12 protein-coding genes are annotated in these 12,465 nt (G+C 60.9%); 6 read left to right on the top strand and 6 right to left on the bottom strand.

Annotated features, from left to right (window positions below):
* Positions 1-78 precede the first annotated feature (78 nt).
* Positions 79-720: an HD domain-containing protein gene (locus KSS91_RS27525; RefSeq protein WP_217836656.1), complete on the bottom strand. Its 642-nt coding sequence runs from the start codon at positions 718-720 to the stop codon at positions 79-81.
* Positions 721-1,025: 305 nt separating this feature from the next.
* Between KSS91_RS27525 and KSS91_RS27520 the strand changes: the two genes are divergently transcribed.
* Positions 1,026-1,991: a GlxA family transcriptional regulator gene (locus KSS91_RS27520; protein WP_217836655.1), complete on the top strand. Its 966-nt coding sequence runs from the start codon at positions 1,026-1,028 to the stop codon at positions 1,989-1,991.
* Positions 1,992-2,109: 118 nt separating this feature from the next.
* Here KSS91_RS27520 and KSS91_RS27515 read toward each other — a convergent pair whose 3' ends face one another.
* Both KSS91_RS27515 and KSS91_RS27510 read right to left on the bottom strand, forming a co-directional pair.
* The gene (locus KSS91_RS27515; RefSeq protein WP_217836654.1) at positions 2,110-4,509 is read right to left on the bottom strand and encodes a penicillin acylase family protein; all 2,400 of its coding nucleotides are present in this window, start codon (positions 4,507-4,509) and stop codon (positions 2,110-2,112) included.
* 103 nt (positions 4,510-4,612) lie between these two features.
* On the bottom strand, positions 4,613-5,194 hold the full coding sequence (locus KSS91_RS27510) for a DUF6436 domain-containing protein (RefSeq protein ID WP_217836653.1): 582 nt from the start codon (positions 5,192-5,194) through the stop codon (positions 4,613-4,615).
* A 96-nt stretch (positions 5,195-5,290) separates the two neighbouring features.
* On the opposite strand from KSS91_RS27510, the gene bipL reads away from it, so the two are divergent.
* Positions 5,291-6,238: a phospholipase BipL gene (gene bipL / locus KSS91_RS27505; RefSeq protein WP_217836652.1), complete on the top strand. Its 948-nt coding sequence runs from the start codon at positions 5,291-5,293 to the stop codon at positions 6,236-6,238.
* A 59-nt stretch (positions 6,239-6,297) separates the two neighbouring features.
* Here the strand turns inward: bipL and KSS91_RS27500 are convergent, their stop codons facing one another.
* Positions 6,298-7,050 (bottom strand): DUF2059 domain-containing protein, encoded by a 753-nt coding sequence (locus tag KSS91_RS27500; RefSeq protein WP_217836651.1) that lies wholly within the window; start codon positions 7,048-7,050, stop codon positions 6,298-6,300.
* 108 nt (positions 7,051-7,158) lie between these two features.
* On the opposite strand from KSS91_RS27500, the gene KSS91_RS27495 reads away from it, so the two are divergent.
* A complete protein-coding gene (locus KSS91_RS27495) occupies positions 7,159-7,791 on the top strand; it encodes a 2OG-Fe(II) oxygenase (RefSeq protein WP_217836650.1) in 633 nt (210 codons plus the stop codon).
* A 2-nt stretch (positions 7,792-7,793) separates the two neighbouring features.
* Positions 7,794-8,279, top strand: a complete 486-nt coding sequence (locus KSS91_RS27490; protein ID WP_217836649.1) for a 2-thiouracil desulfurase family protein — start codon at positions 7,794-7,796, stop codon at positions 8,277-8,279.
* Between the two features lie 122 nt (positions 8,280-8,401).
* Here KSS91_RS27490 and KSS91_RS27485 read toward each other — a convergent pair whose 3' ends face one another.
* Positions 8,402-8,986, bottom strand: coding sequence for a transporter substrate-binding domain-containing protein (locus KSS91_RS27485; protein ID WP_217836648.1), 585 nt, complete (start codon positions 8,984-8,986; stop codon positions 8,402-8,404).
* A 135-nt stretch (positions 8,987-9,121) separates the two neighbouring features.
* On the opposite strand from KSS91_RS27485, the gene KSS91_RS27480 reads away from it, so the two are divergent.
* On the top strand, positions 9,122-9,547 hold the full coding sequence (locus tag KSS91_RS27480) for a DUF4399 domain-containing protein (RefSeq protein ID WP_015097257.1): 426 nt from the start codon (positions 9,122-9,124) through the stop codon (positions 9,545-9,547).
* Between the two features lie 59 nt (positions 9,548-9,606).
* On the opposite strand, the gene serA is transcribed toward KSS91_RS27480, so the two are convergent.
* On the bottom strand, positions 9,607-10,836 hold the full coding sequence (serA, locus tag KSS91_RS27475; RefSeq protein ID WP_007976393.1) for a phosphoglycerate dehydrogenase: 1,230 nt from the start codon (positions 10,834-10,836) through the stop codon (positions 9,607-9,609).
* Between the two features lie 204 nt (positions 10,837-11,040).
* Between serA and KSS91_RS27470 the strand changes: the two genes are divergently transcribed.
* Entirely contained in the window at positions 11,041-12,435 is a 1,395-nt protein-coding gene (locus KSS91_RS27470; protein ID WP_032829505.1) for a D-2-hydroxyglutarate dehydrogenase, read from the top strand.
* The last annotated feature ends 30 nt before the right edge of the window (positions 12,436-12,465 follow it).

The following is a 12,465-nucleotide window of genomic DNA, read 5'->3' as shown; positions in this document are numbered from 1 at the left end:
TCGCGAAGAGGGAGTGTCAGCCGACATCATAGTCGCCTGACACACTGCATTCGCGAGCAAGCCCGCTCCCACATTTGTTTATGCGATCCACGGAGATCGGCGAATGACCTCGACGAAATTCATCGGCTTGAATCCCGGTTCCTGATCCACCAGCACATCCGTCTTCACATTCCCGAACGTAGTCTGTGGACGATGACGCAAGCCATCGGCAAACGCGCAGATGATGCACTCCTTGAACCCCTCGCCCCGTGGATGCGCATGCACCACCGCTTCGCGCTGCACGCTGGAGAACGCCGCGTAGTCCATGCCCAGCACGTCCATCTCGACTCCAGCCGTTACCAGTGCCACGGTGGGTCGCAAGTGCTGAGGAACGCCCGGTGTGGTGTGCAGCGCAATCGATAGCCAGACCTGTTCGATATCGTCGTCGCTCAGCCCGTAAGGCTTGAGAAATGCGGCTGCCGCATTGGCTCCATCGACTTCGAAGCGCTCGTTGTCGTTTCGGTGACCCTCCACCAGGCCCAGGTCGTGGAACATCGCGCCGACGTACAGCAACTCCGGGTTGTAGGCCAATTGCTTGCGCTCACCGCTCAGGGCGCCGAACAGGAATACCCGACGTGAGTGGTGGTAGAGCAGGTCCGATTCGATGTCACGGATGTATTCGGTGGTGGCCTTGGCCAGCGCGCTGTCGGGGATCCTGATGCCGGCGATGGTGGTGCTCATGGAGTTTTCCTCGTCGTGAACGCCTGGGTGGCGCTGAGGGTTTCAGTCTGTTCCGCCCCTCGAAACCGGACAATCGCGCCATGGCTGCGATCCCGGCCAATGAGCATGCATATCGCGCCAACCTCGCTTGTTGGAGCTGGATTGGCTAGGGTGCATGCAGCCCCTGTAGGAGAGAGTCTGCTCGCGATGGCGGTCAACGATGACGCTGGCTGCCTGAATGAACGCGGTGTCCTCACGTCCATCGCGAGCAAGCTCGCTCCTACAAAGGGACGGTGCAATCAGATCCAAAGGAGGCGATTCACGTCATGAGTAAAACCATCGCCATCGTGGTCTTCGCCGGCGTCCAGTCGCTGGATGTCACCGGGCCCATGGATGTGTTTTCCGAGGCCAATCGATTCCTTGCCCCGCAGGATCACTATCGGCTGGAGGTGATCGGCGTCGAGCACGGGATAATGGCGTGCTCCAACGGTTTGGCACTCAATGCCCATCGGCATTTCAGCGAAGCGCTCGAGGCGTACGACTTGTTGTTGGTGGCTGGCGGGCCGCAATTGCCGTTCATGAGTTTCGGCGTGGCGTTCGACACCTGGCTGCGCGGGGCCTGCGGGCGGGCGCAACGGTTTGGCTCGATCTGCAACGGCGCCTTCATGCTCGCACGGGCGGGGTTGCTGGAGGGGCGCACGGTCACCACGCATTGGCAGGACGCATCGGATCTGGCGGCGCTGTGTCCCTCGTCCCGGGTGGAAGCGGATCGTCTGTACGTTGAGGACGGCGATCTGTTCACCTCGGCCGGGGTCACAGCGGGGATCGATCTGTCGTTGTATCTATTGGGCCGGGATCACGGGCCGGAAGTGGCACTGAATGTCGCCAAGCGGCTGGTGGTGTTCACCCAGCGTTCGGGCGGACAGTCGCAGTTCAGCCCGTTCCTCACGCCCCACGCCGAACCGACTTCGGCGGTGGCGATGGTCCAGCATTACGTGCTGGCCAACCTGACGGGCGATTTAGCCATCGCTGACCTGGCCAATGCGGCCAACATGAGTGCGCGCAATTTTTCCCGGGTGTTTGCCAGGGAAGCGAAAATCACCCCGGCCGAGTTCGTCGAGCGCGCGCGGGTCGATGCGGCGCGGGTGATGCTCGAAAGCACGCGTGCGCCGCTCAAGACCGTGGCCTATCAGTGCGGTTTCCGCGATGCCCAGCACATGCGCAGTGTGTTCAATCGCAGATTGGGGGTGACGCCGCAGCAGTTCAGGTTGAATTTTGCGGCGATGGTTTGAGCTGACATTTTTGTTGCCTGTGAGGGCCTCTTCGCGAGCAAGCCCGCTCCCACATGAGATCGCGTTCCAATGTGGGAGCGGGCTTGCTCGCGAAGAGGCCGGTCCAGCCAATGCAAAATTACTGAGCAGCCCGCGCCGGCAACAGCTTCAACGTACTGCGCGTATTGGCCGTGACTTCTTCATCATTGAGATGCGCCTGGAAATACATCCCTTCGATGTAGGCCTCGGCTTGATCATCATAGTGATTGTCGAACACTACACCGCTCTGGCCAACCGGGTTAACGGTCAGGCTGTGGGCCGGGTCGGCGAAGTCGATCAGGCGCCGGGTCGAAGGGCCGTAGGTGACGGGCCAGGGTGCCGGGCCAATCTTCGCCGAGAGGTTGTTCGGCACTTCATGGCTGCCGGGGGCGGCGAAGGGGCCGACGTTGAAGACCAGGTCCAGCGGCTTTTGTTGGCCCAGCGGATGACCATGGGTCAAGGTGTGCGCGCTACCCCACCGCCATTGCGAGGCGTCTGCGCCGAGGGTGCTCTTGAGGTGTGTGAGGCTGGCTTGCCAGGCGGCCTTCACCGTGTCGGCGCGGGCTTCCTTGCCGAGGGTACTGCGGTTGTCCCACCACGGTGAATCGGCGCTGGCGGCCAGGCGGGGGAGTGCGGCGTCGATCACCCGGGTCGAAAGCAGCGTTTCGAAGAATTCGTTGCCCAGCTCATCGTGCATCGTCGCGTCAGCCAGATTGAACAGCAACTGGTTGAACAGCGTGGCGCTGGTGGAATCGAGCGGGTAGTCGCCTTTCCACTGGGCCAGTTGCTCCACCAGTTTGAGTTCGGCGGGGTCGCTCAGCACTTCGCGCAACACCGGCAGCAGCGGCGCCAACAAGCGCGGGCCGTAGGCGGTGGTAGTGCCCAACTGCAGTTTCTGGCTGTTTTCCAGGTCCCATTTCACGGCTTTGTCGCCGAGCTGGCGATTGAGCTGCTGACCACGATCGGCAAGGTTGTAATAGCCGGGAATCTCCATGCCGGTCGGCGACACCGGCTGGAAGTTGGCCGATACGATGTAGCCCCGCGCCGGGTTTTCTTCCTGAGGGTTGGCGCTGAACGGGTAGAAGCCATCCTTGTCGGCCTCGGCGGTGCTGCCGTCGAGGATGAACCATGGGCGTACACCCGCCGGGCGTTTCGGCAGTTGCGCCGCCGCCCACCAGCCGATGTCACCCTTGGCATTGGCCCATACAACGTTCAGGCCCGGTGCCTGGATTTTTGCTGCGGCACTGCGGGCCTTGGCCAGGGTGTCGGCGCGGTTGAGCTGGTAGAAACCGTCCAGGATCGGGTTCTGGCTTTCGAGAAACGCCCACCACATGGCAATCGGTGTCTTGCCGACGCCGCTGCCCAAGGCATCGTTGACGATTGGGCCGTGGGGCGATTGACGCAGTACCAGCGTCACCGGTTCCTGGCCCTTGACCGCAATCTTCTGTTCGCTGGTGACCATGTCCACCCACTTGCCGCGATACCAGACCTGATTGGGATTGTCCGGGTTGACCTTCTCGGCGATCAGGTCGAGGTCATCGTTCTGGAACATGGTGATGCTCCAGCCGAAGTCGTTGTTCATGCCCAGAGAGGCGAACGGCATCAAGGCCTGGTAGTGGCCGTAGAGTTCAAAGCCCGGCGCCGAGAGCTGCGCTTCGTACCACACCGACGGCGCGGAGAAACGGATATGCGGATCACCCGCCAGCAGAGGCTTGCCGCTTTGGGTCCGGCTGCCCGCGACGACCCAGGCGTTACTGCCCTCGAACTGGGGCAGGCCGTTGTCAGCCAAGGCCTGTTCGCTCAGGCGGGCGAGGGCGTTGAGGTCTTTCCAGTCGGCGCTGGCCAGGGAAGGTGCGGTCCCGTCGAGCACGCCTTTGGACTGCCAGTCGAGATCGAAAACGCTCAGGTAGTCAGGGCCCAGTTGATCGCGCACGAACGTCAGCAAGGGTTCGGTACGAAATGCTGCCGCAAAACTGTAGGCCATGTAACCGGCGATGCTGATGGTGTCCTGGGCGGTGAACGGGCGTTTTGGAATGCCCAGCACATCGAACTCCACGGGTTTGGCGTGGCTGTCCTGATACTGGTTGATGCCGTCCAGATAGGCCTGCATGGCGATGAAAGAGGGTGACTGTTTGTCGAGATTGGCGAAGTAGGTTTCGGCGCGTTCGCGAATGCGCAGGCTGCGCATCAGTTTGTCGGTGTCGAGCAGCTTCGGTCCGAGCACCTCGGCCAGTTCGCCACGGGCCAGACGACGCAGGACTTCCATCTGGAACAAGCGGTCCTGGGCATGCACGTAGCCGAGTGCGCGATACAGGTCGGTTTCGTTGTCGGCGCGGATATGCGGAACGCCGCGCTCGTCGTAGCGCACGGTGACTGAGCCTTGCAGGTGTTGCAGTTCGACCATGCCCTGGCGTGACGGCTGCTTACTGTAGAGGTACCAGCCGGCTCCGGCGGCCAGCACGACGATCAACAGCGCGAGAGCGGTCAAGCTGCGTTTCATGGGGACTCCTTGTTGTTATTGTGATTCCAGGTGCCACTGTGTAACACGACGCGCCGGTTTGGCGCATCGCCCGTAGGAGGGATTCGTATTGGCGTGTCTTTGCTTACTTCGCCGGATCGACAGGCCACGGGCAGTAACACCCCACGGCCAGTGTGTGCGTGGCACTCACCGCACGGCCTTCATCCAGCGCTTGCAGGATGGGTTCGATAAAGCTGTTGCCGGAGTTGCAGGTCAGGCCTTCGCTGTAGGGGCCGAAGTAGGCCAGTTTGCCGCTGCGGTCCCAGATCGCCACGGCCGGGCTGGCGGGGATCTGTTCGGATCCGGGCAGGACGTCGATGGTTTTCAGGCGGCTCAAGGTGCCCGGTAACTGGCCATGGCTACCGGGTTTTTGCACGGCGTAGAATTCCACGCCATGGGGTACATAGCGCTCGACCAGTTCGGTCAAGTGTTGTTGATTGCCGACGTTGCACGGGCAGGCCGGGTCCCAGAAATGCACCAGGCGGATGGCGCCAGGGCCTGCGAGGTCATCGGGAAGACGCAGCGGATCACCCGAAAACATCGCCGTGTGCTCGCTGAACGCCCGCAGGTAACGCCCCTGGAACCAGTCGTAGGCCGCCCACAATACGCCGGTACACACCACGGCGAGCAGGCTGGCAAACAGGGTGGCGCGAAGGGGCGGGTGCATCGGTTCAGTCCTCGAAGGTCGGCTAGCTTGCCATGCTTGCCGCGACAGATGAATATCGCAGGCCTATAAAGTCCGTTTCACGCTCTGGAATCGTCCATGCCGGCCACTTTCGACCCCGATCTTCTACGTGCAAGCTTGCTGCCACTGGCGGCCGGACAGCCGTTGTCGGCTCAGGCGAAGGCCTACCAGCAGTTCTACGGGCTGGATTTTGCGCCGCGTCAGCTGCGCAGCGGTCTTGGGCGCTTCGAGGTCGATGGATACGAGCTGGTCAGCCAGTTCTGGTGGCCCGAGCGGGCGAAAGCGACGCTGTTTGTCATCCACGGCTTCTACGACCACACCGGGCTCTACCGGCATGTGATCGAGTGGGCACTGGACCAAGGCTTTGCGGTGATTGCCTGCGACCTGCCGGGGCATGGCTTGTCCAGTGGCGAGCGGGCGAGCATCAAGGATTTCGCCGAGTACCAGGACACGCTGCAGGGGTTGTTCAGCGAGGCGCAATCCCTCGATTTGCCGCAACCGTGGCACCTGTGCGGACAAAGTACTGGTGGGGCGATCGTGATCGATCATGTGTTGAATGCGGGGGCGAGCAGCCCGGCCCAGGGTCAGGTGATCCTGTTGGCACCGTTGGTGCGGCCGCGGGCGTGGGGTTGGTCGCAATTGAGCTATTACTTGCTCAGGCCTTTCGTCAAAGCCATCGCCCGCCGCTTCAGCGAGAACTCCAACGACCCGGCCTTTCTGCCGTTCCTGCAAGCCGATCCATTGCAGCCGCTGCGTCTGCCGACAGCCTGGGTTGGCGCGCTGGCACGCTGGATCAAACGCGTTGAAGCGGCGCCGGTCAGCACCAGGCGGCCGCTGATCGTGCAGGGGCAGGCGGACATGACCGTGGATTGGGAACATAACCTTGAAGTGTTGCGGGGCAAGTTTGATCGGCCGCAGGTCCTGATGTTGCCTGAGGCGCGGCATCATCTGGCGAATGAAACACTGGTGATGCGGCAGGAGTATTTAGGGTTTTTGACCAAGCGGATCAAGGGTCGGAATCCTTAGCGACAGTGATGGCCCCATCGCGGGCTTGCCCGCGATAGCGATCTGTCAGGCGCCGATAATCATTGGCTCAGGTTCGAATTGCTCTGCCCCACCGCCAACCCCGCGCGAATCGCCGCCAATGCTGCCTGATAGTAAGCCTGGCCTTGCGTCGATTCGGCAAAGGTCGCGAACTCTTCCAGCTCGTCGTCCGACAGGTCGCGATAGACATACAGCAGCGTGTTGTTCAGGTCGCTGCCAATCTGGTCCATCAGGCGCTGGCGCTGGCCGTTGAGCATGCCCTGGGCCTGACCGGCACCGAGCAATCCCGGGATCATCGAACTCAGGCTGTCGGCGGCCACACCGGCAATCGCCAGGCTGACTTCCGCGCCGGCCTCGCGAGCAGGCAGCGCTTGTGCCAGATGGCCGATGATCAGCAGGCGGCTGTCACTGGCCTGCATCTTTGGCAAGCCTTTGGCATTTTTCGCCAGTTGGTCGCGACGTGTCGCCAGCAACTCGGCAGCGACGATTTTCTTGCCCAGAGGCGACTGGAAAAACGTCAGTGCAGGTTTTGGATCGGCGAGGTTCTTGCGCAATTGCGCTTCGGCGCGCTGGTCCACGGCCTGGGCGGAAAATCGCTGATTGCTGTTATTGACCAGAGCCTGATACACCGCCGGAGGCAGGCTGCCCTGATAGCGTTGCTGGGCAGCCGAGAGGGCGTCGTTGAAATGCGCGCGTTGTTGCGGCCAGCCGGCGACCTTGTACAACTGGTCGTGGCCGTCTGCCCAGGCGGGCAAAACGCAGAACATCAGCAGTGATAAAAGCAAACGGCGCATAGGGACTCCAGTCAGCAGGCGACTATTCTCCGTGTGGCATCCGTACTTGTCGAGAATTCGTATCAACCCGCTGCGCGGCTCTGTCGGATTTTCGGGCACAGGAATACTATGCGCGGCATGCAAATATCCTCTGATCACCCGCTGCTGTTACGAATCGTCGACGACCTGGCCGAGCACGGCTGGTCGCAGCAGAATATTTTCCTGCCTCAGGACCTGGCCCGAGCGCTGGCGGCCGAGTGTCGCAAACGTGCTGCCGAGGGTGAACTGGCTCCGGCCGCCGTGGGTCGAGGGCCGTCGTCGGAGATCCGCGAAGGGATTCGTGGCGACCATATCCAATGGATCGACCCCGGCCAGGCCGAGGCTTGCGACAGCTATCTGAGTTTGATGGACAGCCTGCGCGAGGCGATCAATCGTGGTCTGTTTCTCGGCCTGGAGGATTTCGAAAGCCATTTTGCGATGTACCCGCCCGGGGCGTTCTACCTCAAGCATGTCGATCGCTTTCGCGATGACGACCGGCGCATGGTTTCAGCGGTGGTTTACCTCAATGACGGCTGGCTTCCCGAGCACGGCGGCTCGTTGCGCATGTACCTCGACAACGATCGCGTCCACGACGTGCAGCCTACCGGCGGCTGCCTGGTGGTGTTTCTTTCCGGAGAGGTTCCCCACGAAGTCCTGCCCGCGACCCGCGATCGCCTGTCGCTGACGGGCTGGTTCCGGCGGCGCGGCAACGAGCCGTTCTGATCATGCAGAAGATTCTCGTCAGCCGCTGCCTGTTGGGCCACCGCGTTCGTTACGACGGCGGGGCCAGCGGGCCGTTCGATCAGCTTCAGCAATGGCTCGACGAAGGTCGGATCGTACCGTTGTGCCCGGAGGTCGCCGGTGGCTTGCCAACGCCTCGGGCGGCAGCGGAAATTCCAGGCGGGCAGGGCGCACAAGTCCTCGATGGCCAGGCCGCGGTGATCACCACCGAGGGCGAGGATGTCAGTGCAGAGTTTTTGTCGGGGGCGTATCAGGCGCTGGAACTGGTGCAAAAACACGGCATCCGCATTGCTGTCCTCAAGGCCAACAGCCCGTCCTGCGGCAACCTGCTGACCTATGACGGGACGTTCAGCGGGGTGAAGGTCGATGGCGAGGGCGTGACGGCGGCGCTGCTCAAGCGTCATGGCGTGCAGGTGTTCAGTGAGGTGGAGTTGCCGCAGGCGGCTCAGGCGTTGGCAGCACTCGATTAACGAGCGACAAAAGACACTGTGGGAGCGAGCTTGCTCGCGATGGCGGCCTGACATTCAACATCAATGTTGACTGGACTGGCCTCATCGCGAGCAAGCTCGCTCCCACAGGTTCTGCATTCACTTCAGTTCTGCAGCTTCGGCACCACATCCGCCCCCAACCACTTCTGCTCCAGCGCTCGCAGTCGCCCATCATCCTTGATTCGCTGCAGGGCGCTCTCCAGGCTGGCATGGAACGCCGGATTTCCCTTCTGAAAAGGAATCGCCAGGCTCACGACCGGGTTGGTTTTGGGCTTCTCTTCGGTCAACGACTGCACCAGCAGAATGGAACGCGGTTCTTCTTTCTGCGCGATCAATTGCGCACGGGCTTGAACGTAAGGTTCGCTGAAATCGAAACGATCCCTGAGATCCGGGGTCACTGCTATGTGGTTGATAGCGATGTCGTATTTGCCGCTTTCGACGCCGGTCAGCAGATCGCTGCCGTCGGTGACGACAAAGTCGGCCCGGACATCGAGTTCACTTGCCAGCAGTTGGCCCAGTTCGACTTCGAAGCCGGCGAGCTTGTCGCCATCCTTGAAGTTGAATGGGGGAGTGTTGGCTTCAACGGCTATGCGCAACTCGCCCCGGTCGTTGACGTCATCAATCAGTTCGGCATGAGCCAAAGGGCTCAGAAGGGGTAGCAGGCAGATCAGGCCAGGCAGAAAGCGCATGGTCACTCCTTTGAATTTATTATCGCGACCCTTTGATTCAGGCTCGCTTTGCTATGGTTGTCGAGTGCCTTCGACAACGAATGGCCATGAAGTTGTCATGGTCACGCGGATTTTACGAAAAAACTGGAGAAGAGAATGAAAACCTTTATGTCACGTGCTGCTTTGGCTGGCCTGTTGATGGGTGTTTCGGTGCTGGCCAGTGCTGCAACGCCGGCTCCGGAAGGCGCTAAAGTGTCGATCGTGTCTCCCAAGGACGGCGCGAATATTCCACAGACTGTCGTCGTCAAGTTCGCTGTCGAGAATATTGCCTTGGCACCGGCGGGCGATCCCACCAAGAACACCGGACATCACCATTTGCTGATCGATGTCGATGAGTTGCCAGCCGCCGGAGTGCCGATCCCCAAAGACGCCAATCACCAGCATTTCGGCGCCGCGCAGACCCAGGCTGAAGTCACGCTCACGCCGGGCAAACACACCCTGCAGCTTGAACTGGGCGATAGCAACCACATGCCGTTCGATCCGCCGATCGTTTCCGAGAAGATCACCGTCAACGTCAAGTAACGTTATTGCGTCAATGAAAAAGGGAGCCCGAAGGCTCCCTTTTTTGGCTCAAGCCGCAATCAGAACAACACACGACTACGGATGGTGCCTTTGACGTGTTGCAGCTTCTCTTGCGCCAGGTCCGAGTACTCGGCGTCGACGTCGATCACCACGTAGCCAACCTTCTCGTTGGTCTGCAGGAACTGACCGGAGATGTTGATGCCATTTTCGGCGAAGACTTTGTTGATCTCGCTGAGTACACCCGGAATGTTTTCGTGGATGTGCAGCAGGCGGTGCTTGCCAGGGTGAGCCGGCAAGGCCACTTCCGGGAAGTTCACGGACGATACCGACGTACCGTTGTCGCTGTACTTGACCAGTTTTTCCGCGACTTCCAGACCGATGTTGGCCTGGGCTTCAGCGGTAGAGCCACCGATGTGCGGGGTCAGGATCACGTTGTCCAGGCCACGCAGCGGGCTTTCGAACTCTTCGTCGTTGGAGCGTGGCTCCACCGGGAATACGTCGATGGCCGCGCCGATCAGGTGCTTGTCCTTGATGGCAGCCGCCAGGTGGTCCAGTTCGACCACGGTGCCGCGGGCGGCGTTGATCAGGATGCCGCCTTTCTTGATGGCGCGGATTTCTTTCTCGCCCATCATCCACTGGGTGGCGGCGGTTTCCGGTACGTGCAGCGAAACGATGTCGGACATCGCCAGCAGCTCGTGCAGGTTGCCTACCTGAGTGGCGTTACCCAATGGCAGCTTGGTGATGGTGTCGTAGAAGTACACCTGCATGCCCAGGCCTTCCGCCAGGACCGACAGTTGAGTACCGATCGAGCCGTAACCGACGATGCCCAGCTTCTTGCCACGGATCTCGAAGGAGTTGGCCGCGCTCTTGATCCAGCCGCCACGGTGGCAGGAAGCGTTCTTCTCAGGGATACCGCGCAGCAGCAGGATCGCTTCGGCCAGCACCAGCTCCGCTACGGAACGGGTGTTGGAGTAGGGCGCGTTGAACACCGCGATACCGCGTTCGCGGGCAGCGTCCAGGTCGACCTGGTTGGTGCCGATGCAGAAACAGCCGACCGCAACCAGCTTCTTCGCGTGATCGAAGATCTCTTCGGTCAGTTGAGTGCGCGAGCGAATGCCGATGAAGTGAGCGTCGGCGATCTTTTCCTTGAGCTGGGCTTCCGGCAGAGAACCCGTGAGGTACTCGATGCTGGTGTAGCCCGCCGCCTTGAGGACGTCGACAGCCGATTGGTGGACGCCTTCGAGAAGAAGGAACTTGATCTTGCTCTTATCGAGAGAAGTCTTGCTCATCTGCGTAAACCTGTATCCCGGAGAAAATTGGCAGGAAATGGTCAACAGACGCTGACCCGAGCGGCATGACAGCCGTCGCCGCAGAATAGCCGTTGGGCACTATGCTGCGGGGTCGGTATGCTAGCATATGCGCCCCGCTAAACACTCATTCCTGCGACGTGAAGCGTTCTCAGGATGACCATGAATTGTTCGAGAGTTCTGTCGATGACCAATCCTGCCCTGATTGAAGAGCTGAAGACCCTGGTTGAGCCTGGCAAGGTGCTGACCGATGCCGACTCCCTGAATGCTTACGGTAAGGATTGGACCAAGCATTTCGCCCCCGCTCCGACCGCCATCGTGTTCCCCAAGACCACCGAGCAGGTCCAGGCCATTGTCCTGTGGGCCAATAAACACAAGGTCGCGCTGGTGCCGTCCGGCGGTCGCACCGGCCTTTCCGCCGCAGCGGTAGCGGCCAATGGCGAAGTGGTCGTGTCGTTCGACTACATGAACCAGATCCTCGACGTGAACCTCACTGACCGCACCGCCGTGTGTCAGCCGGGCGTGGTCACCGAGCACCTGCAGAATGTGGCCGAAGAAAACGGTCTGTACTACCCGGTGGACTTCGCTTCGGCAGGATCGAGCCAGATTGGCGGCAATATCGGCACCAATGCCGGCGGGATAAAGGTGATTCGCTACGGAATGACCCGCAACTGGGTCGCTGGCATGAAGGTCGTCACCGGCAAGGGCGACGTGCTGGAACTGAACCGTGACCTGATCAAGAACGCCACCGGCTACGACATGCGCCAGCTGTTCATCGGGGCTGAAGGTACGCTCGGGTTCGTGGTCGAAGCGACCATGCGCCTCGATCGCGCGCCGAAAAACCTGACCGCAATGGTCCTCGGCACCGCCGATTTCGACTCGATCATGCCAGTGCTGCACGCCTTCCAGAGCAAACTCGACCTGACTGCCTTCGAATTCTTCTCCGACAAGGCCCTGGCCAAGGTCATGGCCCGTGGCGACGTGCCGGCGCCGTTCGAGTCCGACTGCCCGTTCTACGCGCTGCTGGAATTCGAAGCGACCACCGAAGAAGTGGCCAACCACGCCCTGGAAACCTTCGAGCACTGCGTCGAGCAGGGCTGGGTGCTGGACGGCGTGATGAGCCAGAGTGAAACCCAGCTGCAGAACCTGTGGAAGCTGCGCGAGTACATTTCCGAAACCATCTCCCACTGGACGCCGTACAAGAACGACATCTCGGTCACCGTATCGAAAGTCCCGGCGTTCCTGAAGGAAATCGACGCGATCGTCGGCGAACACTACCCGGACTTCGAAATCGTCTGGTTCGGCCACATCGGCGACGGCAACCTGCACTTGAACATCCTCAAGCCGGATAACCTGAGCAAGGACGAGTTCTTCGCCAAGTGCGCCACCGTCAACAAGTGGGTGTTCGAAACCGTCGAGAAGTACAACGGTTCGATCTCCGCCGAACACGGTGTGGGCATGACCAAGCGGGATTACCTGACCTACAGCCGTTCGCCGGTCGAGATCGAGTACATGAAAGCGGTCAAGGCAGTGTTCGACCCGAACGGCATCATGAACCCGGGCAAGATCTTCGCGGTTTGAGCTGCAAACCTTACGCACCCTTGAAGGCAG

Source organism: Pseudomonas azerbaijanorientalis, from assembly GCF_019139795.1.
Taxonomy (GTDB): Bacteria; Pseudomonadota; Gammaproteobacteria; order Pseudomonadales; family Pseudomonadaceae; genus Aquipseudomonas; species Aquipseudomonas laurylsulfatiphila.
The sequence above is the reverse complement of the archived record's forward strand: the minus strand, read 5'-3'. Positions and strand labels throughout refer to the sequence as shown.

Excerpts from the sequence above, each read along its gene's own strand:
- KSS91_RS27525 (WP_217836656.1), bottom strand. The coding sequence starts at position 720 with ATGAGCACCACCATCGCCGGCATCAGGATCCCCGACAGCGCGCTGGCC.
- KSS91_RS27520 (WP_217836655.1), top strand. The coding sequence starts at position 1,026 with ATGAGTAAAACCATCGCCATCGTGGTCTTCGCCGGCGTCCAGTCGCTG.
- KSS91_RS27515 (WP_217836654.1), bottom strand. The coding sequence starts at position 4,509 with ATGAAACGCAGCTTGACCGCTCTCGCGCTGTTGATCGTCGTGCTGGCC.
- KSS91_RS27510 (WP_217836653.1), bottom strand. The coding sequence starts at position 5,194 with ATGCACCCGCCCCTTCGCGCCACCCTGTTTGCCAGCCTGCTCGCCGTG.
- bipL (WP_217836652.1), top strand. The coding sequence starts at position 5,291 with ATGCCGGCCACTTTCGACCCCGATCTTCTACGTGCAAGCTTGCTGCCA.
- KSS91_RS27500 (WP_217836651.1), bottom strand. The coding sequence starts at position 7,050 with ATGCGCCGTTTGCTTTTATCACTGCTGATGTTCTGCGTTTTGCCCGCC.
- KSS91_RS27495 (WP_217836650.1), top strand. The coding sequence starts at position 7,159 with ATGCGCGGCATGCAAATATCCTCTGATCACCCGCTGCTGTTACGAATC.
- KSS91_RS27490 (WP_217836649.1), top strand. The coding sequence starts at position 7,794 with ATGCAGAAGATTCTCGTCAGCCGCTGCCTGTTGGGCCACCGCGTTCGT.
- KSS91_RS27485 (WP_217836648.1), bottom strand. The coding sequence starts at position 8,986 with ATGCGCTTTCTGCCTGGCCTGATCTGCCTGCTACCCCTTCTGAGCCCT.
- KSS91_RS27480 (WP_015097257.1), top strand. The coding sequence starts at position 9,122 with ATGAAAACCTTTATGTCACGTGCTGCTTTGGCTGGCCTGTTGATGGGT.
- serA (WP_007976393.1), bottom strand. The coding sequence starts at position 10,836 with ATGAGCAAGACTTCTCTCGATAAGAGCAAGATCAAGTTCCTTCTTCTC.
- KSS91_RS27470 (WP_032829505.1), top strand. The coding sequence starts at position 11,041 with ATGACCAATCCTGCCCTGATTGAAGAGCTGAAGACCCTGGTTGAGCCT.